Annotated in this window: 21 protein-coding genes; 10 read left to right on the plus strand and 11 right to left on the minus strand. The window is 70.9% G+C overall.

The genetic code is table 11. The features are described 5' to 3' along the window. Nucleotide 1 precedes the first annotated feature (1 nt). Entirely contained in the window at nt 2-481 is a 480-nt protein-coding gene (locus LO772_RS01460; protein ID WP_231776461.1) for a hypothetical protein, read from the minus strand. A 272-nt stretch (nt 482-753) separates the two neighbouring features. Here LO772_RS01460 and LO772_RS01465 point away from each other — a divergent pair, with 272 nt between their 5' ends. From LO772_RS01465 to LO772_RS01475, 3 genes are all read left to right on the plus strand, one after another. Continuing rightward, the gene (locus LO772_RS01465) at nt 754-1,806 is read left to right on the plus strand and encodes an AAA family ATPase (RefSeq protein WP_443089355.1); all 1,053 of its coding nucleotides are present in this window, start codon (nt 754-756) and stop codon (nt 1,804-1,806) included. A 420-nt stretch (nt 1,807-2,226) separates the two neighbouring features. Beyond that, nucleotides 2,227-3,714, plus strand: coding sequence for an MFS transporter (locus LO772_RS01470; RefSeq protein WP_231776462.1), 1,488 nt, complete (start codon nt 2,227-2,229; stop codon nt 3,712-3,714). Nucleotides 3,715-3,719: 5 nt separating this feature from the next. Continuing rightward, nucleotides 3,720-4,322, plus strand: coding sequence for a TetR/AcrR family transcriptional regulator (locus LO772_RS01475; RefSeq protein ID WP_231776463.1), 603 nt, complete (start codon nt 3,720-3,722; stop codon nt 4,320-4,322). A 192-nt stretch (nt 4,323-4,514) separates the two neighbouring features. Here LO772_RS01475 and LO772_RS01480 read toward each other — a convergent pair whose 3' ends face one another. Then, nucleotides 4,515-6,149 (minus strand): ABC-F family ATP-binding cassette domain-containing protein, encoded by a 1,635-nt coding sequence (locus tag LO772_RS01480; RefSeq protein WP_231776464.1) that lies wholly within the window; start codon nt 6,147-6,149, stop codon nt 4,515-4,517. A gap of 422 nt (nt 6,150-6,571) precedes the next feature. Between LO772_RS01480 and LO772_RS01485 the strand changes: the two genes are divergently transcribed. After that, nucleotides 6,572-6,943 carry a DUF2255 family protein gene (locus LO772_RS01485; protein WP_231776465.1) on the plus strand — a complete coding sequence of 124 codons (372 nt, stop codon included), beginning with the start codon at nt 6,572-6,574 and terminating at the stop codon, nt 6,941-6,943. A 37-nt stretch (nt 6,944-6,980) separates the two neighbouring features. Here LO772_RS01485 and LO772_RS01490 read toward each other — a convergent pair whose 3' ends face one another. From LO772_RS01490 to LO772_RS01505, 4 genes are all read right to left on the minus strand, one after another. After that, nucleotides 6,981-8,069: an NlpC/P60 family protein gene (locus tag LO772_RS01490; protein WP_231776466.1), complete on the minus strand. Its 1,089-nt coding sequence runs from the start codon at nt 8,067-8,069 to the stop codon at nt 6,981-6,983. A 7-nt stretch (nt 8,070-8,076) separates the two neighbouring features. After that, nucleotides 8,077-8,559 (minus strand): poly-gamma-glutamate biosynthesis protein PgsC/CapC, encoded by a 483-nt coding sequence (locus LO772_RS01495; RefSeq protein ID WP_231776467.1) that lies wholly within the window; start codon nt 8,557-8,559, stop codon nt 8,077-8,079. Then, nucleotides 8,556-9,950 (minus strand): poly-gamma-glutamate synthase PgsB, encoded by a 1,395-nt coding sequence (pgsB, locus tag LO772_RS01500; RefSeq protein ID WP_231776468.1) that lies wholly within the window; start codon nt 9,948-9,950, stop codon nt 8,556-8,558. The genes LO772_RS01495 and pgsB overlap by 4 nt, the downstream gene beginning before the upstream one ends. Before the next feature lie 807 nt (nt 9,951-10,757). Then, entirely contained in the window at nt 10,758-12,317 is a 1,560-nt protein-coding gene (locus LO772_RS01505) for a HAMP domain-containing protein (RefSeq protein WP_231776469.1), read from the minus strand. A gap of 244 nt (nt 12,318-12,561) precedes the next feature. On the opposite strand from LO772_RS01505, the gene LO772_RS01510 reads away from it, so the two are divergent. Further along, nucleotides 12,562-13,527 (plus strand): hypothetical protein, encoded by a 966-nt coding sequence (locus LO772_RS01510; protein ID WP_231776470.1) that lies wholly within the window; start codon nt 12,562-12,564, stop codon nt 13,525-13,527. Nucleotides 13,528-14,228: 701 nt separating this feature from the next. On the opposite strand, the gene LO772_RS01515 is transcribed toward LO772_RS01510, so the two are convergent. Further along, on the minus strand, nt 14,229-15,182 hold the full coding sequence (locus LO772_RS01515) for an IS481 family transposase (RefSeq protein ID WP_231773902.1): 954 nt from the start codon (nt 15,180-15,182) through the stop codon (nt 14,229-14,231). A 161-nt stretch (nt 15,183-15,343) separates the two neighbouring features. Between LO772_RS01515 and LO772_RS01520 the strand changes: the two genes are divergently transcribed. Continuing rightward, nucleotides 15,344-17,449: a GmrSD restriction endonuclease domain-containing protein gene (locus LO772_RS01520; protein ID WP_231776471.1), complete on the plus strand. Its 2,106-nt coding sequence runs from the start codon at nt 15,344-15,346 to the stop codon at nt 17,447-17,449. Nucleotides 17,450-17,612: 163 nt separating this feature from the next. Here LO772_RS01520 and LO772_RS01525 read toward each other — a convergent pair whose 3' ends face one another. The 3 genes from LO772_RS01525 to LO772_RS01530 form a co-directional block, all read right to left on the minus strand. Further along, nucleotides 17,613-18,068, minus strand: a complete 456-nt coding sequence (locus LO772_RS01525; protein ID WP_231776472.1) for a hypothetical protein — start codon at nt 18,066-18,068, stop codon at nt 17,613-17,615. 770 nt (nt 18,069-18,838) lie between these two features. Further along, complete coding sequence (locus LO772_RS35735) at nt 18,839-18,964, minus strand: hypothetical protein (protein WP_269453147.1); 126 nt, start codon at nt 18,962-18,964, stop codon at nt 18,839-18,841. A 134-nt stretch (nt 18,965-19,098) separates the two neighbouring features. Next, nucleotides 19,099-19,755: a DUF6531 domain-containing protein gene (locus LO772_RS01530; RefSeq protein ID WP_231776473.1), complete on the minus strand. Its 657-nt coding sequence runs from the start codon at nt 19,753-19,755 to the stop codon at nt 19,099-19,101. A 114-nt stretch (nt 19,756-19,869) separates the two neighbouring features. Here LO772_RS01530 and LO772_RS01535 point away from each other — a divergent pair, with 114 nt between their 5' ends. Beyond that, nucleotides 19,870-21,162: a hypothetical protein gene (locus LO772_RS01535; protein WP_231776474.1), complete on the plus strand. Its 1,293-nt coding sequence runs from the start codon at nt 19,870-19,872 to the stop codon at nt 21,160-21,162. Nucleotides 21,163-21,673: 511 nt separating this feature from the next. Then, nucleotides 21,674-22,096: a hypothetical protein gene (locus LO772_RS01545; protein WP_231776476.1), complete on the plus strand. Its 423-nt coding sequence runs from the start codon at nt 21,674-21,676 to the stop codon at nt 22,094-22,096. A gap of 115 nt (nt 22,097-22,211) precedes the next feature. On the opposite strand, the gene LO772_RS01550 is transcribed toward LO772_RS01545, so the two are convergent. Next, a complete protein-coding gene (locus LO772_RS01550; protein WP_231776477.1) occupies nt 22,212-22,631 on the minus strand; it encodes a nuclear transport factor 2 family protein in 420 nt (139 codons plus the stop codon). A 107-nt stretch (nt 22,632-22,738) separates the two neighbouring features. Between LO772_RS01550 and LO772_RS01555 the strand changes: the two genes are divergently transcribed. Together LO772_RS01555 and LO772_RS01560 are read left to right on the plus strand one after the other, a co-directional pair. Then, a complete protein-coding gene (locus LO772_RS01555) occupies nt 22,739-23,335 on the plus strand; it encodes a TetR/AcrR family transcriptional regulator (protein ID WP_231776478.1) in 597 nt (198 codons plus the stop codon). A gap of 148 nt (nt 23,336-23,483) precedes the next feature. Continuing rightward, nucleotides 23,484-24,080: a hypothetical protein gene (locus LO772_RS01560; protein ID WP_231776479.1), complete on the plus strand. Its 597-nt coding sequence runs from the start codon at nt 23,484-23,486 to the stop codon at nt 24,078-24,080. Nucleotides 24,081-24,224 lie beyond the last annotated feature (144 nt).

Here is a 24,224-nt window from a genome sequence, read left to right on the forward strand (position 1 = left end):
GTCAATCGTGTTCGGAAACGGACGCGATACGCAGTCGATCGCCGTGACCGGACATCTTGATGAACGCGTCCAGAAGAACGCGCGTCTCGTCGAACCCCAGGCCGCTGAGCCACGAGAGCTGGACCGGCTGCCCGGCCGCCAGGTTCGCCGCCGCGTGCAGGATCAACAAGGCACGTGTGGGCGCCGACAGCCCCATCGCCTTCTTCCAGTCGATACTCCCCCTGGCCGCACCGGGTCCGCCGGAGTCATCGGAATCCCTGACACACGCGACGAAGTCCGCGCGGCCGAACCAGTATCCGTGCGACGCCAAGAGCGCGATGGCCACTTCGCTCGGCGCATGTCCCGCGGCCCCCCGAACGAGGGCTCGGGTGACGTCGGCTTCGGTCGGGACCGCGGCTGCCGGGTTTTCATCGTCGGCCGTCATCGAATCGTTTTTCTCCCCTCGTGCTTGTGCTGCCGCACGACAGTAGCGGCATGACACCGACACGGATTGTAGGAATTCGCCACACGCGGCCTTTCCGGGACAGTCATCCCGCCCCGCGCAGCATTCTCCAGCGCCCGGTGCAAAACCGTCACGATCCGCACAGCGCAGCTCTCCGATCTCCGACGACCCGACAACGACTTCGCGACCGCGACGCCCTGCCGAACCCGCCCGTTCACCGACGACGGCCGGTCCCGTACACCGACCCGGCCTCGGCGATCTCGACGCGTTTTTCCACGATTTCGCGGTGGGCCGCCCGGCAGACTCGACAGGTGGATTCCCTTGTTGCCGCCGCCGAGACCGTCGATCCCGCATGTCCCCCCGACGACGCGTCCGGGCTGGGGCGGTTTCGGGAGTGCTTTGTCGCGCTCGCGGACACCGTCGAGCGGGCGCTCAAAGGGAAGCGTGATGTCGTCGAGTTGGCGTTGACGGCGTTGTTCGCCGAGGGGCATCTGCTCGTGGAGGATGTTCCGGGGACGGGCAAGACGACGCTCGCGCGGGCTCTCGCGGCCTCGGTGGGGGCGGAGTGCCGGCGGGTGCAGTTCACGCCGGATCTGCTGCCGTCCGACATCACGGGTGTGTCGGTGTTCCGGCAGGGTTCGGGGACGTTCGAGTTCCTTCCCGGGCCGGTGTTCGCGCACATCGTGGTCGCCGACGAGATCAACCGGGCGTCGCCGAAGACGCAGTCGGCGCTCCTGGAGGTCATGGAGGAGCGCCGGGTCACGGTGGACGGCGTCCCGCACGCGGTGCCGCGGCCGTTCCTCGTGGTGGCGACGCAGAACCCGGTCGACATGTCGGGCACCTATCCGCTGCCGGAGGCCCAGCTCGACCGGTTCATGATGCGCGTGTCGCCCGGGTATCCGGACCACGCGTCCGAGGTCGCGGTGGCCGGGGACGCACCCGAGGTCGCGGTCGCCGAGCAGTTGCCGGTGATCGCGACCGCCCGGCACGTCGACGAGTTCGCCCGGTTCGTGCGCGGCCATGTGCGCGTCGCCGAGCCGGTGGTCGACTACGCGGTACGGATCGCCGCCGCGACGCGCACGTCGCCGCTGGTCCGGCTGGGCGCGGGCCCGCGCGGCAGCGTCGCGTTGGTCCGGGCGGCGCGCGTCCGGGCCGCTGCGGCGGGTCGCGCGTACGCGGTCCCCGACGACATCAAGGCGCTCGCCCCGGCGGTGCTCACGCATCGGCTGCTGCTCACTCCGGACGCCGAACTCGCCGAGGCGGCGGCGTCGGACATCGTCGCGACGGCACTCGCCGACACGCCCGCCCCCCGGCCTGTTCCGGAACCGGTGCCGGCCTCGTCGGGGGCGCGCGGCGGGGCGTGACCGCGGGACGGCGGTCGCCCAGGGCCCGGCATCCGGGCGCCCGGGCGTCCGGGCGTCCGTGGTCGACGAGCCGAGACGACGGCGTCGGACACGGTGGCGGAGTGGTCCCCGCGTCGGACGTGACCGACGGCCCTCGCCCGGAGGCGGGGGTGCGGGGGAAGGCCGCCCCCACCGCGGCACCGCCCTGCCGGTCCCCCGCGCCGGCTTCGGACCGGGCCCCCTCGCCCGGCGCCCCACACCCGGCGTCACCCTCCGCCTCGCCGTCACCACCCCGACCCCGCCCACCCCGTCGCGCCGGTGTCCTTCATCACACGCGCCCCGCGCGTCGGGCTGTCGGCGAGAACCGGACCCCCGAGTCCGGTTAACATGGGCGGAGATAACCGGACCCTGGAGTCCGTTTGACGTGCGCACGGAGGAACGATGGGCGAGACCGTGGCGGGGAAGCCGTCCGGCGGGCGGGGGAACCTCGGGGATCTGCTGGTGCTGGCACTGGCGGCCGGGGCATTCGCGCTCGCGCAGACCACTGTGGTGCCGGGGCTCCACGTCCTCAGTGAGGAGTTGCACGCGTCGACGTCCGACGTCGCGTGGGTGATGACCGGCTATCTGCTCTCCGCCGCGGTGCTGACCCCGGTGGTGGGCCGCCTCGGCGACATGTTCGGCAAGCGCCGGATGCTGATCGTCGCGCTGGCCGTCTTCACCGGAACGAGTGTCATGGCGGCGCTGGCGCCCAACATCTGGGTGCTGGTGGCCGCCCGCGTGATCCAGGGCGTCGGCGGCGGCATCTTCCCTCTCTGCTACGGCGTCATCAGCGACACCTTCTCCGCCGAACGCCGGCCCGTCGCCCTCGGCATCATCTCCGCACTCGCCGGAGTCGGCTCGGGCGCCGGGCTGGTGATGGGCGGGCTGCTGCTCGACCACGCGTCGTGGCCGTGGATCTTCTGGACGGGCGCGATCATCTCCGGCGTCGCGCTCATCGGGGCGTTCCGGCTGCCGGACGGCGGTTCGCGCTCCCCCGGACGCGTCGACCTGCCCGGGGTGCTGCTGCTCGCCTTCGGCCTGAGCCTGCCGCTGTTCGCGTTGTCGCGTACGTCGGCGTGGGGGTGGACGGACGCCCGCGTGCTGGGCCTCGCCGCCGCGGGCCTGGTCGGCCTGGCGGTGTTCGTCCGCTTCGAACGCCGCGCGCCGGCCCCCCTCGTCGACATGGAGGTGCTGGGCCGCCCCACCGTCCTGGTCACCAACGGCGCGATGATGCTGCTGGGCATGGGCATGTTCGGGGTGTTCGTCCTGATCCCGCAGCTCGCGCAGACCGATCCCGACGCGGCCGGGTACGGATTCGGCCTGACCGCGACCCAGTCCGGCCTGCTCATGCTCCCCGGATCGTTCGCGATGCTCGTCGCCGCGAGCATGGCCGGGCGCCTCTCCTACCGCGTCGGGCCCAAGATCCCGCTCGTCTCGGGTGCGGTGCTGGCCGTGGCCGGCCTGGGTGCCCTCTCCTTCGCGCACGGCTCGAAGGTCTCGGTGATCGTGCTGTCGATGGCGGCGTTCGCCGGGATCGGCCTGGCGATGGCCGCCATGCCCAACCTGATCATCGGTGCCGTCCCCCGCGAGAAGACCGGCGAGGCCACCGGGGTCAACTCCCTGGCCCGGTCGGTCGGTTCATCCCTGGGGTCGCAGATTGTCGCGACCCTGCTCGCGGCCGGCACCACCGCCGCCCACCCGCTGCCGAAGGACAGCGCGTTCTCGCAGGCCTTCGGCCTCGCCGCCGGGGCGCTGGTGATCGCCGGCATCGCGAGCCTGTTCATCCCGGGCATCGGGCGCGGCGGAGCCACCGGCGTCTCCGACCACAAGGCGGCGCACCGGCCGACCGGCGCCGACGCGGACACGGAGCAGGCGGAAGCGGCAAAGTGACCCCCATGTCACCCGCACGCCCCCAGTCCACCGGTACGACGGGCGCTCGCACCGTCGCCCGCCGCTCCGACGCGCGCCGCAACCACGACCGCGTCATCGCCGCCGCGGCCGAGGTCTTCGCCGAGCGCGGCCTCGACGGCACCATCCCCGAGATCGCCGCCCGCGCGGGGGTCGGCAAGGCGACGGTCTACCGCAGCTACCCCACCAAGGACGACCTGGTCGCCGCGGTCGCGCGGGACCGGCTCACGTGGCTCGCCGACCGGGTCGGCGCGGCCGGCCGCCGGGACGACGCGTATGCCGCCCTGCACGACCTCCTCGGCGACATCTCCGCGGGCCTCGCCACGGACCGGCTGCTGGCCGACGTCCTGCCGCACGCCACCCGGTGGCGCCAGGAGCACGATCTCGACGGGCAGTTCGACCGCCTGATCGAGCGCGCGCGGAATCAGGGCCGGATCCGGCCCGACGCCACCGCGCGCGACATCCGCATCCTCGTCGGCGGCTACTCTCGCGTCCTGACCGACCTCGGGGTGCGCGACCCCGCGCAGTGGCGGCGCTACGCCTCGCTCACGCTGCACGCGTTGCGCGCCGACGGCCGACCGGACGACTGACCGAGGCGCGGCGGTCGCGTGCAGGCCCCGGCGGACGCGGCAACGCCCGGCGCGGCAACGCCCGGCGCGGCAACGCCCGGCGCGGCAACGCGCGGCGCGGCAACGCGCGGCGCGTGCAGGCCGCGGAGGATCGCGGCCTGCACGCGCCGGCGCCTTCGCGGGATTCCCCGGCGGCTCACCGGGGCTCGCCCGTCACTCCCCCGGCGCCGCGGTCTCCGCGAGCTTCCCGTCCGCGAGCCGGAGCCTGCGGTTCACGCCGATCTCCGCCAGGAACCGCTCGTCGTGGCTGACCACCACGAACGCCCCCTCGTACGCGCTCAGCGCGCTCTCCAACTGGCCGACGCTGACCAGGTCGAGGTTGTTGGTCGGCTCGTCCAGCAGCAGGAGTTGCGGGGCGGGATCGGTGTACAGCACGCACGCCAGCGTGGCGCGCAGCCGCTCGCCGCCGGACAGCACGCCCACCGGCAGGTGCACCCGGGGGCCGCGGAACAGGAAGCGGGCGAGCAGGTTCATGCGCTCCGCCTCGGGCAGGGTCGGCGCGAACGCCGCCATGTTCTCGGCGACCGTGCGGTCCGCGTCGAGCAGGTCGAGCCGCTGCGAGAGGTACGCGACCGTCCCGTCCGCGCGCCGCAGTTCGCCGGATTCGGGCGTCAAGTCGCCGTGGATCAGGCGCAGGAGCGTCGACTTGCCCGCGCCGTTGGGGCCCGTCAGCGCGATCCGCTCCGGACCGCGAATCGTCAGGTCGACGCCTTCGTCGCCGAACAACACCCTTGCGCCGACCCGGACGTGCAGGTGCTCGCCCTGGAACACCGTGCGTCCGGCCGGGACTTGGGTGCCCGGCAGGTGCAGCACGATGCGCTGGTCGTCGCGGAGGGCCCGGCCCGCCTCGTCGAGCCGGGCCTGCGACTCGCCGACCCGCGCGGCGTGTGTCTGGCGTGCGCGGCCGGCCGACTCCTGGGCGCCGCGCTTCATCGTGCCGGCGAAGATCTTGGGCAGGCCGGCGTTCTTGAGGTTGCGGGCGGCGTTGCCCGCCCGGCGCTCGGCGCGTTCGCGGGCCTGCTGCATCTCCCGTTTCTCCCGGCGCAGTTCCTGCTCCGCGTAGCGCACGTTCTTCTCGGCGGTCTCCCTCTCCGCCTGGAGGGCTTCCTCGTATGCCGCGAAGTTGCCGCCGTAGAAGCGCAGTTCGCCGCGTTCGAGTTCGGCGATGCGGTTCATGCGGCCGAGGAGCGCGCGGTCGTGGCTGATCACGAGCAGGCAGCCGTTCCAGTCCTCCAGGACGCCGTAGAGCCGTTCCCGGGCGTCCAGGTCGAGGTTGTTCGTCGGCTCGTCGAGCAGCAGGACGTCCGGTCGCCGCAGCAACTGGGCCGTCAGCCCGAGCGAGACGATCTGGCCGCCGCTCAGGGTGTGCAGTCTGCGGTCGAAGGAGACGTCGCCGAGGCCCAGGCGATCGAGGTGGCCGAGGGTGCGTTCCTCGATGTCCCAGTCGTCGCCGATCGTGGCGAAGTGCTCCTCGGCGACGTCGCCCGCCTCGACGGCGTCGATGGCCTTGATCACGTCGGCGATGCCCAGCACCTCCGCGACGGCCAGGTCGCCGGACAGCGGCAGGTTCTGCGGCAGGTGGCCGAGCGTCCCCGGGACGGTGACCGCACCGCTCTGCGGGCGCAGCTCGCCGGCGATGAGGCGGAACAGCGTGCTCTTGCCGGTGCCGTTGGGTGCGACGAGGCCCGTACGGCCTCCGCCCACGGTGAAGGAGAGGTCGCGGAAGACGGGGCTGTCGTCGGGCCAGGCGAAGGACAGGTTCGAGCAGATGATGAAGGCGTCGGACATGCGAGAGACCTTGGATGTCACGCGGGCGCGGCGAGAAGCGGCTGCTCCGCTGGAACGTGGATCAGAGGACGACGGGACGGCCACCCCGACAGCGCTCGCGGGCGCCGGTCGGTGGCCGGGATCTTCCGGGATCACCCGGAGATGTCGTCGTCACCTGCCACGTTGGTCTCCTTGACGCGAAGTTCTCGAAAATGCTGCCCGGAAGTTTAGCGGAAAGATCGCTCGGATGCCGCCGGGCGGGATCTCGGGGCCGCCCCGGGCACCGGATCGCCGGTGCGTCCGGCCCGTCGCCGGACGGCCGCGCTCCGGTGGCGGCCCCCGCGGGGGTGGGCGACGGTGGCCGAGGCGACCGCCGCGCGACCGCGGCGGCGCCCGCGGGACCCGGACAGCGCGCCGACCGCGCGCCGACACGAGGAGCGACCATGGCGGACTGGACCGGCTCGGACCTGGCGGAGATCGGCGCGGCGGAGGAACTGGCACTCCGGTCCGAGCGCCCCGACGGCACACTCCGCGCCCCGGTGACGATGTGGGTGGTCCGTTCGGGCGACCGCGTCTACGTCCGGTCGGTCAAGGGGACCGGCGGCCCGTGGTACCGGGGCACGCAGTCGCGCCGCCAGGGCCACATCGAGGCCGGCGGTGTGGACCGGGACGTCGCGTTCCGCGAGGCCGACCCCGGCGAGTACACCGATGTGGACGCCGCGTACCGCGACAAGTACGGGCGCTACACGACGATCATCGACAACGTCCTGACCGACCGCGCCCGCGATTCGACCCTGCGCCTGGAACCGCGCTGACCTCCTCCCGGGACACCGCGGCGCGCGCCGTCCGCCCTCACAGCCGCTTGGCCGTGCGAAGTCCCGCTCCGTAGAAGCCGCTTCCGTCGATCCGGCTCGTACCGCCGAGGTCGCCGAAGGTCGGGCCGTTGGCTTCCTCGCGGCTGGAGATGAAGCGGGGGTGGCCCGTGTCGTCGAGGCCCAGATAGATGCCGGTGTGGTCGAGGCGGGCGCCGGTGCGCGCGTCGATCTCGAAGAACAGCAGGTCGCCGGGGAGCAGCAGGTCGACGGGGGCCGCCTGCGCGGGGTCGGTGCGTTCGATGATCCGGGTGCCGGGGCCGACGGTGGCCATGCCGTCGGCGGTCCGCGGCAGCCCGGCGCCCTTGACGTCGGAGCGCAGCAGGGGGTAGCCCATGCGGTAGCCGTACACCATGCGGACGAATCCGGAGCAGTCGAACATCGCGTGCCGCGCGGGGTCGGGCGCCACCTGCTTCTTGTCGGGGAACGTCCAGCTCAGACCGAGGTAGTCGAAGAAGTCGGTCTGTTCGAGCCGCAGGTCGTTGCCGCTGGAGCCCTCGGGGTTGATGGGCCCGAATCCCGCGTCGCCGGCGAACTGGACACCCGCCTTGTCCTTGCGCACCGGTGCCCCGTCGCCGTATTCGAGTGCGACGGCGAGGACGTCGGGGCTGGTGTCGGCGAGTGCGGCGGTGAACCACGTGCGGAACCACGGTGTGGTCTCCGTGTCCGCTTTCCAGGGCTGGGGCATCAGGCGCACCCAGGAGTCCGTCGAGACCGTCGCGGTGGTCGTGCGCGGTTCGGCGAACTTCCGTACCGGACCGCGCAGGACGGCGGTCCGCGACCCGTCGGTGAAGGTCGCGACGATGTCCCCGGTGGAGTCGCGGGTCACGGTGCGGTCGGGGCCCGCGACGCGGTCGTACACGTAGCCGGTGCCCTCGGCGGGGGTCACGGCGACGATGTTCTGCGGGCGCGAGTTCGCCGCGGGTTCGGCGGGTTCGCGGTCGTCGGCGAACTCGCGGAGCTTGCCGTCGAGGATGACCGCGACGACGGCGAGGACCACGACGACGGCGAGGGCGGCGAGTTGTCCCCGCTTGCTGCGGCGCGCCGAGCGCCGGCGGTTGCTGCTCATGGCTCCTCTACAGGGACGGGATGGCGCCGAGCAGGACGCCCGCGGCGAGGACGACGTAGCCGACCAGGGTGACGGTGGCGGTGGCCAGCATGGTCGCGGCGGGCGGTTGGCGGACCAACTGGTAGGCGATCAGGCCGGGGACGATGAACCCGAGGGTCTGGTGGGCGAACAGCATCGGGTAGCGGTGCTGGAGGAAGAGGAAGAGGGTGCTCTGCAGGAGGACGCCGAGGAGTACGACGGCCGCGAACAGCCTTTTGCCGTACAGGATCACGACCTTCTGCATGACGCGGACGCCCAGGTACGTCACGACCGTCACGCCGAGGACGAGCCCGGCGCGCTGCAGGTCCTCGACGAGGGTCAGGGCCAGCCAGCCGGGGGTGATCATGCCGCCCGGCGACAGGTTGGTGGTGAGGTAGCACACGAGGGAGAACAGCAGCCCCAGGGCGATGCCGATCGCCGCCGCCTCGGGGGTGAGCACGGCCGGGTTCAACGGTGTCCTCCGTAGTCGTACGCCGACGGGGCGCCGGCCGGGCTGTCGTTCGGGCTCGCGTACGGCGCCGCGAACGGGCCGCCCGCGTACGGCTCCTCGAACGCGCCGCCGTGGGGTGCCCCGGTCGGGGTGGCCCACGAGCCGTCCGGCGGGAATCCCACCGGGACTTCGGGGGCCTCGGGTGGCGTCGGCTCCGCCGACTCAGGGGCGGAGGTGTCGCGGTCGAGTTCGTGCAGCTTCTCGATGAGCAGTTCCCCCTGCCCGTGGATGTTGCCGATGGCGACCAACGCGTCGTCGGCACCGGTGAGTTCGAGGATCGACGCGAGCAGGTCGTCGGCGTCGCGCGCGCCGCCCAGGTCGGTGACGCGGTCGCGCCACTCGCGCGGGAGGGCGTCGTACGCGCTGCGCGTCGGATGGCCGATGAGGAACACCCGCTCGGGTGCGATGTCGGGGACGATCGCGCCCATCTGGCCGTTGCGCTCGACGCGGTCGGGGCGGCAGTTGATCACCACGTGCAGCGGCTCGGCGATCGCCTGTTGGGCGAGCAGCTGCCGGATGTTCATGAGCGTGGACTCGGGGTCGTTGGCCGCGAAGACGTTGGCGAACCGCAGTCTGCGCCCGTCCGGGGTCAGCAGGCGGTCGACGGACAGGACGCCGGGGTCGGGCGGGGCGTCCCACATGCCGCGCAGGGCGTCCTGCCGGGAGACGCCGAGGAGTTCGGCGACCGCCAGGGCGATCGCGACGTTCTCCTTGAAGGTGATCCACGAGAAGCCGCGCATCTCCTCGTCGGTGATCGACTCCGGGTCGACGGCGATGAGTTCGCAGTCGCGGGCGTCGGCCTCCTCCCGGAGGATGTGCAGGCGGTCGCGTTCGGCGGTGACGCAGATGCCGTGGTGCGGCATCGAGCGGCACAGGGAGCGGGCGACGTCGTCGAGGGTGGGGCCCATCTCGGCGAGGTGGTCCTCGCGGACGTTGCACAGGACGCCGATCGTGGACTTGATCAGCTTGGTCTGGTTGGTCTCCTGGAGCGCCGGCATGACGGCCATGCACTCGATGACCAGGGCGTGCGGCCGGTACGCGGCGGCGCGGCGGACGATGCCGATCTGCTCGACGATGTTCGCGATGCCGAACTTGCGGTAGACGGGTTCCTCGGTCGCGTCCGGGTGGATGAAGCGGGCGGCGGTGCCCGTCGTCTTCGCCACGGTGACGAGGCCGCCGCCGCGCAGCGCTCCGGCGCACAGGCGGGTGATCGAGCTCTTGCCGCGGATGCCGTTGACCAGGACGCGGCTGGGTATTCGGTCCAGGCAGCGGTCGTGGCGGCGCTGCTCGATGATGCCGGCGGTGAGCATCGCCAGCGAGCAGACCAGGAAGACGCAGTAGAGAAACAGCATGTCAGCGCTCTCGCCAGTCGGTCGTCGTGGGGGTCGGACGGCCAAGGCGGCCGAGGACGGCGGTGTCGTCGGGGCCGGGCCGGTATCCGCCGCCCTCGTCGGCGGTTCCGCCCGCCGCGACGAACGCATCGTCGCCGTGGGGGTGTTCGCCGACCTGCGGCTCCGCGGCCGGGAGCGGTGCGGTGGCGTGGTCCGTCGCCGACGGCCGGGCCGTACGCGGCGGCTCGGCGGCGGCCTTGCCGTGCGCGCCCCCGCCGCCGGGCCGTTCCGCGAGCCGCTGGCGGATCAGCTCGAATCCCCGGGCGCTTTCGCCGACTTCGTCGAGATAGCGGGGATAGATCACGGCCGCGGTGTCACCGTCGGCCAACGCCTCGGCGCGCTGGGTGAGTTCGCGGAGCGCGCGGACGAGCACCAGGTGGATCCAGCCGAGGAACAGCACCGCCAGGGTGGCGCCGACGATGCCGATGATCAGCGACTGGCGGCCGAGGCGGAACGGCCACAGGTCCAGGTCGGACGCCTCCAGTTCGCTGACGACCGACCAGCCCAGCGCGGCGGTGGCGCCGCGGTCGAGATCGGACGCCGCCACGATCCGCGTCGAGCGGCCCTCGCCGTCGCGGCGTCCGATGTCCTTGTCCTGGGTGGCGACGGATTTCGCGGCGGTGGTGAGCGTCTTGTCCGGCAGCGTGTCGTACGCGATGAAGCCCCGGTTCGCCGCGAGCAGCCGGGCGCGGTCGTCGACGAGCCAGACGCGGCCCTTCCCCTCGCGGGTGACCAGCGATCCGACGAAGAAGGGGTCGAACTCGGCGGTCAGCGTCCACTGCCGGTCGCCGGGGAGGGGAACGGACGCCGCGATGAGGGGTATTCGTCCCGAGGTCGCGCCGAGGTAGACGCCGGGCCCGGGCGGCGGGGCGGCGTTCGCGAGCGGGTCGGCGCCCGCGTGGGCGACGTTCTTGCCGTCGGTGCCGCGCACGTACACCGAGCGGTAGCGCGGGGGTCCTTGAGCAGCCGGGAGACGACGGGGCCGAGGTCGTCCGGGGAACTGCCGCCGGCGAGCGTGGCGACCGACACCAGGTCGGCCAGTCCCTCGTTGAGCGCCCGGCTGACGGCGTCCGCGGTCGACTCGGTGCGGGACTTCTGGGCCTGCACGGTGTGGTTGGGCACGCGGATGTCGCCGCCGACGTTGCCTGCGACCGCGACGGCGGCCGACCAGCCGATCAGCAGCACGGAGCAGAAGCAGACCACCGCGCGGATTCCGGGGCGGCGGCGCCGGCGCGCGGGTACCGGATCGGCGCCGTTGTCGGCGACGCGCACGCGGAGGCGTTCGAGGGCGCGGCCCAGTTGGGCGGTTTCGCGCGAGCCGCCGATCAGCGCGGGCCGTACGAGTTCGCCTCGGGCGACGCGCCGTGCGTCCCGGTGCAGTTCGCGGAGCGGGCGCAGGAGGGCGCGGTGCAGGGCGAGCAGGATCGTGCCGAGGACGCCCAGGAGGGAGACCGCGGCGGCGAGGCCGAACAGCACACTGCTGTCGGCCGATTCGTCGATCCGCAGCCGGGAGACGGTCACCACGGCCAGATCCGGCGTTTCGTGGTCGTCGCGGTCGCCGCGGAGCGCGGTGTGCGCGACGGTGGTGCGGCGGCCGTCGCGTTCGGGTGCGTACGTGACACCGATCACGCCCTCGTCGGCGTGCCGGGCGCGCGCGATCCCCTTGTCCGCGTCGGCGTCCACCTCGCCGTCGGCGGACGCGACCACGTTGCCGTCGCGGTCGACCAGGGCGATGTCGTGGACGCCGTCGCCGAGGAACTCCCGCCAGTGCGGCGCGCTGCTGGCGACGAGCAGCAGGTCGGGGCCGTCGCGGCCGGTCAGCCAGGCGGTCGCCAGGACGCGCGTCTCGCCGGTGGCGAGCATGAGGACCTGGGGGTCGAGGTCATCGGTCGCGCGACCGGACAGAGCGGACAGCGGAATCGTTTCTCCGCGTACCGCGAGGATCTTGCCCGAATCGGGAGCCAGCACCGCCAGCCCCAACCATTTCTGATACGTGCTCAGCAGTTCGAGGGCGCCGACCGGGTCGGCCGCGCCGTTGGCACTCACCAGGCGGGCGCTGCGTTCCAGGTCGGTGGCGCTTTCGCGGACCGCGCCGCGCACGCTGCGGGCGACGTCCGCGGTGGCGGCGCGCTGCACGTCGAGTTCCGTCCGGGTGACCTTGTCGACGGGGTTGCGGCCCAGCCACAGCGCGGAGATCGCGGCCAGCACCAGCGCGCTGACCGCGAGGAGAAGGACCGGCGCCTTCATTCCGGCCAGTACGCCGCGGGCCGGCGACAGGCGCCGACTGCGGTTCCGCGCGGGCGCGCGTATTTCGTTGGGTTGTGCCACGTTTGGCCTTCCTGAATGCCCCTGGGCCGCACCTGGGCGAACGGTCGCGTGTCCGCCGGGTGGATGCGAACTCCCGTACACACGGGGGCCGTTGCGGCCTGACACACCACAACGGAACAGGGACACCCCCTTCCCCCGAGGGCCGCGGGAAGGCTACCGCACCCTATGCTTTCGTTGATCAACCCGCCCCCCGTTCGCCAAGGACACAGTGCGCGGGAACGCGAGAAGGGGCCGCGCTTTGAGGATGACCCGGAGTCCGAGCGGAGTGGCGCTGGCCCTGGTCGCGGTGGCGGTGGTGGCGGTGGTGCTCGCCGCCGACCTGCGCGGCACCGGGAAACCCCCCGATCCGCCGCCGGTCGACGCGGTGTCGGGGCCGCCCGAGCCGTCCGCGGACCTCCAGGCACTGGCGCGGACGTTCGTCGGCTCGCTGTCCAAGGACCACGCCTACGTCCCGCCGGCACCCGCGCAGCGCACGGCGTTCGCCGCGGCCCTCGGGCGGGTGCTCGACGGCGCCGAAGCGGCCGACGACCTCGCGGCACTCGGCTACGCCGCGAGCCGCCGCGTCGACAGCGCCACCGGCCGGGCGTTCGTGGAGGTGGCCGAGCCCTCACCCACGGGGCGCGGGTGGGGTGTCGTCTACGTCGACGCGTCGGCGCCGATCCACCGCGTCGTCGAGGTGCCGCACCCGATCGCCGACCTGCACACCGAACTCCTCGCCGTGGAGGTGTTCCGCCGTCTGCCGGGCGCGGTGCTGCTGATCTCGGGGACGCACCGCAAGGCCGGTACGGGGGGCGCGGGCGACGCCGCACACCGGACCGACCACATGTTCGACGCGCTGGCCGGGGAACTCACCCGCCGCCGCGTCCCCGCCGTCCAGATCCACGGCTTCCACGACGACACCGTCCCGGACACCGACATCGTCGTCTCGGCCGGTGCAACGTCCCCCGACGCCGCCGCGCACCGTACCGCCGCCGCCCTGTCCGCCACCGGCCTGCGCACCTGCCGCGTGTGGTCGAACGAGGACCACGCCTGCCAACGCCTCGCGGGCCGCACCAACATCCAGGGCCAGGCCGCCGCCGACGCCGGCCTCCCCTTCCTCCACATCGAGTGCAACCGCACCCTCCGCGACGACCCCGCCACGCGGCGCACCACCGCCACCGCCCTGGCCGAGGCACTGTCACCGGCCCAGGCGGAACAGTCCCTCCCGTGACCCCCCGGGCCCCTCTCCCTTCACCCCACGAACCTAGTCACCCCCGCACCCGCCGCACCCGCCATCGCTCCCGCACCCACCCCCGTCGTACCCGGCTCCCCCACTCCCCCCGCCGCGCCCCGACCCCCCGGAGCCGCCTCCCCCACTCACCGCCATGGCGATGACCGCGATGATCACCAAAACCACGAAAATCTCCACACCGCCCCCTCACCACATCCCCGTCCCCCCACTGCAACCGCCACCGCTCAACCCGGTCAAGTCCCGTACCACAAAAGGAATTCGACACCCCTCAATCCGAGGGAAACCCCCACCCCACCCCCACAACCACCCCACCCGACACCTCTCCCCCCAGGCCCTGACACCAGCCCACTCACGCCGACTCACGCCCCAGCCAACGCGCCGCGAAGCACACAGCACCCGAGCCGCGATACCCCTGGTCCCACGTCCATGGACGTCCCACAACGTCAGACGTACTCGCCAAGGCGCCCCAGCAGGCCTGACGCGGCCGTCCGGTTGGATCTCGTCAGGGGGACCGCCTCGTTGGCCTCGTGGACGCGATCGACGCGTAGCTCGTTCGTGTCAACCACCGAGGATGCCGGATCACATCCACCGTCCCGAGTCGGCCGTGTACAAGGCGCTCCACAAGCCCGCGACAGACGTTCGGAAGGCCGTGAAGCATCTTTGCGATCACCCCGCGTGCACTAGCTGTACTGCCCTGTGAGGTTGGTGACGCGGCTGGCGGGTGGTTTGCCGCCGAGTGCGGTGTGTCCGCGGTGGTGATTGTAGGAGTGGAGCCAGGGGCCGAACGCTTCGCGGCGTTCGGCCTCGCTCCGGTAGGCGGTGGCGTAGGCCCATTCGTCGAGCAGGGTGCGGTTGAACCGTTCGACCTTGCCATTGGTCTGCGGCCGGTAGGGCCGGGTGCGTTTGTGTGTGATTCCTTGCGCGGCAAGGGTGTTGGCCCACAGTTTCGAGCGGTAGCACGAGCCGTTGTCGGTCAGCACGCGTTCGACGGTGACCCCGGCCTCGGCGAAGAACGCCCGGGCGCGGGTCCAGAACGCGATGGCGGTCTCCTTGCGCTCGTCGCCGTGGATCTCGCTGTAGGCCAGGCGGGAGTGGTCGTCGACGGCGTTGTGGAGGTAGGCGTAGCCGGTGCCGGTGGAGTTCGGCTTGCCGGCCGCGCGGCCGAGTGCGCGGTGACCGCCGCCGTCGGGTATCCGGCCGAGCTTCTTGATGTCGACGTGGACCAGTTCGCCCGGCGCGGCGCGTTCGTAGCGGCGGACCGGGCGGCCGGTGGTGCGGTCCAGGTGCGCGAGCCGCGCGAGGCGGTAGCGGGTCAGGACGCGGTGCACGGTGGACGGATTCAGCCGGAGCAGGTAGGCGATCCGGGCCGGGCCCCAGCGCTTGAGGACCCGGACCTTGACGATCCGGCGTTCGGTCCGCGTCGGGGTCCGGCGCGGGCTGGCGTGCGGACGCGAGGAGCGGTCGCGCATGCCGGCCTCGCCGTGTTCGCGGTAGCGCGCCGCCCAGCGGCGCGCGGTGGTGTGCGAGACCTGGAAGCGTTCCGCCGCACGGCGCGGCGGCCAGCCGTCCACGACGATGCAGCGGGCCAGACGCAGCCGGCCGGTCTCGGACAGAGGTGCATTACGGTGGAGCATGAGGGCCTTACTTGCAGTCGGTGCAGATGTCGCAATCCACACCGAACAAGGAAGGCCCTCACCTGTTCAACCCCGCACCCTCGTGCGATCCGTCACCAACCTCAATGGGCAGTACAACTAGCCTCACGGTTTCCGGCGCATCTTCGAAGGGGGCCTTGCGCGTGGGCAAGGAATTGTTCAGTGAGACGACCGATCCGATCTCGCACCTGGTGAGGAACATCGGGCGCGGGGAGATCGCGCTGCCGGAGCTGCAAAGACCGTTCGTCTGGTCGGCAGCGCAAGTCCGCGACCTGTTCGACTCGTTGCTCAAGGGCTTCCCCATCGGATCGCTGCTGTTCTGGGAGACCGGCGCCGACTCCTCCGCACGGCAGATCGGGACCGGAAGCAAGGAGCGTTCCCCACGGTTCCTCGTGGTCGACGGACAACAACGGCTGACGGCCTTGTACGCGGTGCTGACGGGGGAGCACGTCGTGCGCAAGGACTTCTCCAGGGGGCCGATCCGCATCGCGTTCCGTCCCAAGGACGAGACGTTCGCCGTCGCGGACGCGGCCACCGACAACGACCCGGAGTTCCTGCCGGACATCAGCGCGCTGTGGAATGAGAGCGAACCCCGCGAGGTCGAGCACAAGTTCCTCACACGCCTGGCCGCGAGGCGACCGCTCGACCAGTCCGAGAGCAGCCGTCTCGGCGTCGCTCTGAGCAGGGTGCAACTCCTCAGCGGCTACCAGTTCCGCATCGTCGAGCTGAATGAAGCCGTCGACGCGGAACAGGTCGCGGAGATCTTCGTACGGATCAACAACAACGGAGTCCAGCTCAAGCAGGCCGACTTCATCCTGACGTTGATGTCCGTGCACTGGCAGCAGGGCCGCCGCGACCTGGAGGCGTTCTGCGACGCGGCCCGGCAGCCGTCGCTCACCGGGGCCTCCCCGTTCAACTGGCACATCGAGCCCGAGCCGGACCAGTTGCTGCGCGTGACCACCGCGGTGGCGCTGCGTCGAGCGGTGCTCAAGCAGGTGTACGCGGTACTCCGTGGCCGTGATGTGGAGACAGGCGAGCATTCCCCGTCACTGCGACAAGAGCGGTTCGAGCGCCTGGAAGCCACGCAGAAACAAGTCCTCGACCTCACGAACTGGCACGAGTTTCTGCAATGCCTGGAACGTGCGGGTTTCCGCGGCGGGGCGATGATCTCCTCGGAGAACGCCGTGGTGTTCAGCTACGTCATGTGGCTCCTCGGTCGTGTGGAGTACGGCGTCCCGGTGGACCGCCTCCGGGAAGTGATCGCCCGGTGGTTCTTCATGGCGCAATTGACCGGGCGTTACTCGGGATCGTTCGAAACCCAGGTCGAACAAGACTTCAACAAGCTTCAGGGCGTACCCGCCGGGGACGCGGACATGTACGTGGCCGCGCTGGGCCGCATCGTGGACGACACCCTGACACCCGACTTCTGGCGAATCGCGCTGCCCAACCGCCTGGACGCGTCGAGCGCCAGGCCGCCCGCATGGCTGGCTTACACGGCCGCGCTCAACATCCTCGACGCCGACACACTGCTGTCCACGACCAAGATCCGCAGTCGCCTCGATCCGGCGATTCTGCTGAGGAAGGGCGTCGAACGACACCACTTGTTCCCGCGGAATCACCTGAAGAAGCAGGGAGTTCGCGAGATCCAGAAGATCAACCAGGTCGCCAACATGGCCTTGGTCGACTGGAACATCAACATCAAGATCTCCGATTCGCCCCCCTCGGAGTATTGGCCGAGGCAACTCGCCGCAGCGCCACTGGGCGCGGATCGCTTGGCCCGGCAGCGCTACTGGCATGCGTTGCCGGAGGGCTGGGAGACCATGCCGTACGACGACTTCCTGCCGGCACGGCGCAAGCTCATCGCCGAGGTCGTTCGCGATGCGTTCGCCAAACTCGGCGACGCCGACTATGCGCCGGAGTACCCGGAACCGACGCGAGCCGTTCCGGCACAACGCGCCTCCGAAAACACCTGGGTCACGGTCGCCGACCTGCTGACGAGTGGGTTGCTCACCCCCGGGACGCGACTCACCCCGAAACCGTCCTCACACCGGGCCGAGGCGCATGTGAACGCCGACGGCAACATCGTCCTCGACGGCGTGGAATACGAAACGCCGTCACCGGCCGCCCAAGCGGTCATCGGTGGAGGCCACCGCGGCGGATGGGGTTTCTGGATCGCCCATCTGCCGGACGAGGGCCCGGTATTGCTCGACGAACTACGCGCACGGTACCGGGCTTTGGGCCAGCAATAGACGACGCCGACGACGGCAGTGGCGTTGTCCCGCGGGCCGAAGACCACGCCGACCGCCAGGCCCGGTGAACCTTCGTCATGCCCTCGAAGTCGGCGTTGGCATCGCGCACGAGGAGATGATCTTCTCGCGTGTCCATGACGGCGGGAATAGGTGTGGTCGACCGTCATGTCCTTCGGAACAGGCGCCCCACACCGAGTCCGCCGACCTCGCCGGGCCTTCCGTTCGAGTCCAGGACGATGACAGTCCCGTCGGGGTTCGTGACACGCTCACCCTTGATGTAGTGATCGGGCGAAATACCCCCGGTCTGATCCGGATGACGATGCCATCCCGCGAATCTTCCGTCCGGTGTGAACACCCCGTCGAGCGTATGGTCGCGCGTGATGTCCGGGATCGTCTTGCAGACCGCCAGACCCAGCGAGTCGCTCAGGGTCAGCGGGTTGGGGACGTACGCGCACGGGTTCGGGCCGACCGCCGAGCCGAGTGGGTCGGGGCTCAGGTAGGCGCCGAACTCCGAGGCGTAGTAACCGGAATACGTTGTCGTGGAGGCCGGTTCTCGGCATCCTGGTACTGGAACGTGGTCTGGGCCGCCACGTGCCCGTCGTTCGGACCGCAGCTCCATGGGACCGCAGCTCCATGTGGTGATGCCGACTCGCGCCCACGCCTCGACCATCCGCATGTGGTCCCAGACGAAGACGACTTCGTCGTGGCGTGCCCCTGACGGATCGGCGCGGTACTTCGGGTGCGGCGGCCGGCCGGGTCGTAACTGCGCTCCAATCGCCGCCCGTCGCACGTCTCGGCGGTCACGCATCCGACCGCGTCGTACTCGAACCGAAGTTCCGCGTCCGGGTTGGCGGCACATGTCATGCGCTTGGCCTCGTCGTCATCGAAGGCCGTTGTGCGGTCGGTCCCGGTGTCACGCAGGGGCAGCGTGTTGCCGAAGGCGTTGCGTGTGAACTCGACCTGTTCGCCGGCGCCGTGGGTGCGCGCACCAGATGCCCGGCCGCATCGAATCCACAGGTGAGGGAGCGGCCGTTGAAGTCCGTCTCGCCGATCCGGCGGCCTGCGGCGTCGTAGGCGTACTCCCAGCGTGCGCTCTGCGGATTGGTCACGCTGCGCAGCCGCAGTTCCGCCCAGCGAGTCGGTCACGCGCGTGATGCGCGCGGGGACGTCGTATTCGAACGTGCCCTCCAGCCCACCGCCAGTGCCGACGGTGTGGACGCAGCGCCCCGCCTCGTCGTAGGTGTAACGCTGGGCGCGGCCCGACGAGTTCGTCACTTCGGCGAACTCACCCTTCTCACCGTACGCGAACGACACCACCCGCACCGCGTGCCCGGGGGACGGAAGAGCGGGCGTGTGTCTCCGGGGCCGCGCCGAGCAGCCGCAGTCCTGTCACAGCCGACCGCCCGCCCAGTCCTCGCTCTCGACCGCGACGCGGTACCCACCGGAGTGCACGACGTCGCGGGGCGCGCCCTGATCGTCGTACAGAGAGTCGATCCGCTTGCCGTTGCGATCCACGAGCGAACGGACCGGCAGCACCGGCCCGCCCCACCGGCCGCGCACCGAGGGGACGGGGAGCGGCGCGAACGTCCACGTCCGGCCGCGCTCCGGATCCGTGACCGCGAAATCGCCGCCGGGCCTGCCGTCCCAGGTCAGCGCCCACGCGAACCATTGACCGGATGGACCTTCTCTCCCGGCTCCGCCATCCGGTACCGCGGCACCACGCCGTCCTCGTCGGTGAACCGCACGCCGTCCGCGTCGAGTTCGAGGTGCTGGTCGAGCGTGGACACCCAGTGGTCTCCGAACCACCGGCCGCCCGCGTACCGGCTGCGGTTCCGCCTCCGCAGCACCATGTTCAGCGCGCCGGGCAGCAGGACGTCCTGCAGAGGCGGCAGTATCTCGCCGGAGACGACGTCGATCGGGTCGAGCGCGCACACTCTGGCGCAGTCGTCGGTCGCCCGGCCGTTCTCCGCGCGGTTCTCCGGTCCCTCGGGCATGCCGTTGCCGGGTCCGGGCTGGTCGAGGCGACTGACCGTGCGCAGGGCGAGACGGCCGGTGTGGAGGACGTCGAGCGCGTCGGGGATGTACCCGGTGTCGCCCGGCCTGGTGTCGGTGAGCAGTTCGCTGAACTTCGGGCACTGGAGCGGGTGGAGGCGGCTGGAGGTGCCGGGCGGCTCCTCGAAGACGATCGGGCCCTCGATCGATCCTTTGAAGACAGGACGACGCGTGCGGTCAGTGTCCGGGACACGGACGGCGCCTCGACGCTGAGCCGGCCGCCATCGCACTGTCAGGCCCGCGGCGAACGTCATCGGGCTGCGTCACGGGGAAGCTCCACGCCGAATCGTTCGGCGCAGCGAAGGTCCCGTGATGTGATGGGGAGTAGGGAAGATCCAAGGTGGCCTGTCACTGAACGGGGGAGACCGATGTCCGACACATCAGCTGTCCGCCTGCCAGAGGAGGAGTGGCGCAACGGTCAGCGCGAGGGCTTGGCGCGTCTGCACCGCGAGGATCCGCGGTTTGCCGAACTGCTGACGTCGCAACCGCGGCCAGGTGATGTGCGCTTCGTCGAGTCGCTGCTGCCGCAGCCTGTGCGTGACGACCCGGCGCTGCGGGCCATGGTGCGGGCGTCCGCTACCGCCGCCGCGATCGGGCTGCGCCTGGTCGACGAGCAGTTCGGGCGTGATGCGAACCGCCCGAAGGTCCACGACGGTGCCGTCCACCGCGGCGTCCCGCACACGTACCACAACGGGACGCACACGCGCGATGTCGTGCGCGAGTCCGTTGCCTACGCTGTGAACGCGCCGACCGGCGCCTTAACGCCGAGGGAAGTGGTCACCCTCCCCATTGCTGCTGCGTTCCACGACGTCGTGCAGGGCCACGGACGTGGCGCGGACGAGAGCATGAGCGCGGCATTGGCCGTGGACGTCATGGGCCGCACGGGCTTTCCGTTCACGGCCCGGGACCGGGCCGGCGTCTACCAGGCCGTGATGGCGACGAGCTTCAACGAGCAGACCAAGGGCCAGTCCATCGACCCGGCCAAGCCCGGTCTCCACATGCAGATAGCGGTGGCGACCGGAGACTTGGCCGGACTTGCCCGGCCCGAAGGGCCGGCTCAGGGCGTGTATCTGGCAGTCGAGGAGTTCGCGAAGCACGCGAACCGGTTCGGTGTCGACCTCGGCCAGTCATTGCGTCAAGCCGGGGTGGACACCCGCGGCTGGTCGGCCAGGGGCTACATGGAGTTCATCGGTTCCGACCCTGGCCTGAACAACGCGTTCGCCGCCCACTTGAAGGGGCAGGCGGGCTTCTTCCGGGCACACCGCTACCCGTCGCCCGAGACCGACGCGCGGCTCGGCTTCCGCGAGGCCAACGCCCGCCTCCTCGACACGCTCAACGCGAAGGTCGAGACCGAGCACATCTCACCGCAGCAGGTGAGCGACGGCACCCGCATCCACCGGACGCTGAGCACCTCATCCACATTCACGCAGCCGATCGGATGGGCGTCCTATGCGGCTGGCGCCCACGAGCCTACGCACCCTGCCGTGGTCAAGGCGATCACGGCAGGGTTCAGCTCACCACCGGCGATCAAGCCGAGCATGACACACCAGCGGCAGTCCCCGGCTGCCGTCAACACCTCCCCCGCACGCGACGCCGTTCGTGGCATCAGCCCCCACAAGGCCGTCAGCGATCGGCAGCTTTCACGCGATAAATTCCTGTAGATGCCGACCACAGACGGCCCTGGCCCACGCTCGTGGAGAGCCTGGGCGCGCGCAGTCAGAACTCAGAACAGGACGTCGGAGATGCGCAGCGGTAGTCATCCGTGGGGCCGAGTTGGGCGAGTTCACCTTCGATATGGATTTCGATGGCGCCGAATCAGTTGATGTTCTCGCAGTACGCCGGGGAGATGTGGGCCGGGACCTCGTCGTCGACGCGCCGGCCCGAGCGGCGCATCGAGTCCACGGCCGGCACGCGGATAGTCGGCCGTTCGTTCACCGTGGGCAAATCGACGCGTTTCGGCATGCGACGCGGGCCGGGTAGCCCGGCGGGTGAGGGGCGAGGCACCGAACGTTCGGCAGACGTCGGCTCCTCGATCCTCGCCTCGGCCATCGGTGGCTGCGCGGACGCCAACACCGCCCGCGCGTAGTCTTCGGTTCGGAAGACGAAGAGCGGCTGCGTCCCTTGAAGGGTCGGCAGGCAGTGGACGGGATGACGGGTCGGGTCGGAGTAGTCATGGACCTGATCGTCGGACGCGTCTATCTGCGGCCGATCGGCGGCGGCATCGAGGTGCCGGAGAACCGGGTGTTCCCGGACGGCACCCTGCTGGTGGTTCCCAAACCGGGCGAGGTGAGGACGGTGCTCACACGGATCGCGGTGGCCGCGGGCCGAGGCATGGCGGCGGTGTGTGCCAAAGGAGCCGTGAACCGGATGTGTCTGTTGCACGAACTGCGGTCGCGCAAGCACGCTCTCGGTTCGACGGAACGGGGCACGCAGGCCCGTGAAATGCGGTGCGCGCGTTCTCCGAGCTCCGCGTCGCGTGGCCCGACGCGGGGGACCGCCGAACATTGGCACGCGTCGCGTGGCCGTTGCACGATCGGGCGGTCGCGGCACTGGAGGGGAACGAGGTGCTTGCCGATCTCCTCGCCACCAAGATGAGCGAGGCTGTCGCCACCGCCGTGAGGGGGCATCGTCGTGGTGGTGGGTGATGTGGGTGTCGCGGATGTGGGGTCGCGGGGGCGGGCGGGTCGCTCGGCGAGAGCGTTTCAGGGCTTCACTGGGGGCTGTTCTCCCGCCCGCCGTGTACCGCGCGCCTGGCGGTCGTCGTGCGGCGGCTGATCTTCCAGCCGTCGGGGTGGCGTATGACGATGTCGTCGTAGACGACGCTGGCGGCCGTGCCGTCGGCGTGGATGCCGATGCCTTTGGAGCGGACCCGCGCCGAGTCGTCGTCGATGCCTGTGATGACAATGTTGGTGACGTGATGACCGACAGGGTTGGCATCGCCGAGCGCGAGTGCGGCCTCCCAGATGGCCTTGCGACCGTGCAGCTCACCGAAGCCCATGTCGCTGTAGTCGTAGATGACATCCGCGGTGAACAGTTCGTCCAACCGGCCCGGGTCTCCGGCGTCCACGAGATGGCCGTGGAGGTTGATCAGGTTGGTGATGTCTATTCGGTCTTGTTCCTTCAGTGCCATGGGAGTTCTCCCTGCTCTGGAGTGCCGCCACGGTAAAATGAGACATGGTCCGGTTGCACCGGCACAGTAACGGGCGGTGTCTCGGGTCAGCAAGGGTGGTGGTGTCGGTGGCGGCGGGTCGCGAACAGCGCGTCGGGCGTCCGAAGCGGGCGGACGCCCGACGCAACCGGGAGGCGTTGGTCGAGCAGGCGAAACTCGCGTTCGCCGAGTCCGGGGTGAACGCGTCGCTGGACGAGATCGCGCGGCGGGCGGGTGTGGCCGGCGGGACGCTCTACCGGCACTTCCCCACGCGCCTGGATCTCATCGAGGCGGTACTCGCCGAGCAGATCACCGAGTTGGCCGACCTGGGCCGCGGGTTGTCGGCCGCCGAGGACGAATTCGAGGGCCTGGCAACGTGGTTGCGCGCCACGCTCCGGCATTGCCTCACCTACCGGGGCCTGTCGGCCACCGTGATGACCTCGGCGCTCGATCACGACACGAGCGGTCTGGCGTCGACGTGCCACGCGGAACTCTTCGAGGTGGGCGACGCGTTGCTGACCCGGGCCCGGCAAGCGGGAACGATTGCCCCGGACGCCGACAACGCGGACGTGCTGAAGATGATCAGCGCGATGGCCTGGGCCGCCGAGGACGCCCCGGACGCACAAGGCCAAGCCGACCGCCTCTTGGCCTTCCTCCTCAACGGACTGCGCACCGGCGGACGTTGATGGCCCGGTGCGGGCACGCCGCACGCCCCTGTCTGTGTGCTTTGTGTGCGCAAATGGCGGGGGATGTGTAACTACCCTGCCTTGTCGGGGAATTCGCACGACCCTGCTTGCGGGAGGCACCGTCCGGTGCCTCGTGGAGGGGGATCTCGTGGGTATCAAGGAAGACCTCGCCGCCGCCGAGTCGCAGCCGAACTGCAGCGCCGCGCAGATGGAGGCGTACGGCCGGATCTGGCGGGTGTACGTGGGGTTGGCCGCGGACAGCGGTGGCGGGGGCGACCGGCAGCTGGTCATCGATTCGCTCAACAAGGCGCTGGAGGCCGTCGGGCTCAAGGCCAACCGCGGCTTCCAGGCGTACGACCCGACCGTCAGGAGCGGCACGCCCAAGAAGTACACAACGCTCATCGCGACGATCACCGCCGACAACGACGGTGGGGCCGGCCAGGCCGCGGCGATCCTCGCGTGGACGGCGGGCACCACCGGCATCGGCTCGCTGAGCGCGGCGGCGAAGGACTTCGCCGTCATCACGCACTTCGCGGAGGTCGGCCGAGGCTACATGAACGCGCTCAACGAGCTGAAGGGCCTCCTGCGCTCCATCGCGGACGCCAAACCCGCGTCGGCGGCGAGGGCGGCGTGGGAATCGCTCGCCTCGACCTGGACGCCGGCGACGACCTACGCACAGGACGTCAAGACGGACTTCGTCCCGGACCCGACCGACGACTACGACATCGAGGAATCCGACGACTGAGCGGTAGGCGGGCTGTGGGCATCGGCCGGCGCAGCAGGTCGTCACACGTCCGGCGCCGCCCGGTGCGCGGCCGCCGGCGCCCGCCGGAATCGTGAAATCCCGTTGTCCACGCGGGGTTTCGACACCGCGGGCGGCCTCGCTCGC

Source organism: Yinghuangia sp. ASG 101, from assembly GCF_021165735.1.
Taxonomy (GTDB): domain Bacteria; phylum Actinomycetota; class Actinomycetes; order Streptomycetales; family Streptomycetaceae; genus Yinghuangia.

Bases quoted from the DNA above. Each gene is read 5' to 3' on its own strand.
- LO772_RS01470 (WP_231776462.1), top strand. From the start codon at position 2,227: ATGGGCGAGACCGTGGCGGGGAAGCCGTCCGGCGGGCGGGGGAACCTC.
- LO772_RS01475 (WP_231776463.1), top strand. From the start codon at position 3,720: ATGTCACCCGCACGCCCCCAGTCCACCGGTACGACGGGCGCTCGCACC.
- LO772_RS01480 (WP_231776464.1), bottom strand. From the start codon at position 6,149: ATGTCCGACGCCTTCATCATCTGCTCGAACCTGTCCTTCGCCTGGCCC.
- LO772_RS01485 (WP_231776465.1), top strand. From the start codon at position 6,572: ATGGCGGACTGGACCGGCTCGGACCTGGCGGAGATCGGCGCGGCGGAG.
- LO772_RS01490 (WP_231776466.1), bottom strand. From the start codon at position 8,069: ATGAGCAGCAACCGCCGGCGCTCGGCGCGCCGCAGCAAGCGGGGACAA.
- pgsB (WP_231776468.1), bottom strand. From the start codon at position 9,950: ATGCTGTTTCTCTACTGCGTCTTCCTGGTCTGCTCGCTGGCGATGCTC.
- LO772_RS01510 (WP_231776470.1), top strand. From the start codon at position 12,562: ATGACCCGGAGTCCGAGCGGAGTGGCGCTGGCCCTGGTCGCGGTGGCG.
- LO772_RS01515 (WP_231773902.1), bottom strand. From the start codon at position 15,182: ATGCTCCACCGTAATGCACCTCTGTCCGAGACCGGCCGGCTGCGTCTG.
- LO772_RS01525 (WP_231776472.1), bottom strand. From the start codon at position 18,068: ATGGAGCTGCGGTCCGAACGACGGGCACGTGGCGGCCCAGACCACGTT.
- LO772_RS01530 (WP_231776473.1), bottom strand. From the start codon at position 19,755: ATGACGTTCGCCGCGGGCCTGACAGTGCGATGGCGGCCGGCTCAGCGT.
- LO772_RS01535 (WP_231776474.1), top strand. From the start codon at position 19,870: ATGTCCGACACATCAGCTGTCCGCCTGCCAGAGGAGGAGTGGCGCAAC.
- LO772_RS01545 (WP_231776476.1), top strand. From the start codon at position 21,674: ATGGACCTGATCGTCGGACGCGTCTATCTGCGGCCGATCGGCGGCGGC.
- LO772_RS01550 (WP_231776477.1), bottom strand. From the start codon at position 22,631: ATGGCACTGAAGGAACAAGACCGAATAGACATCACCAACCTGATCAAC.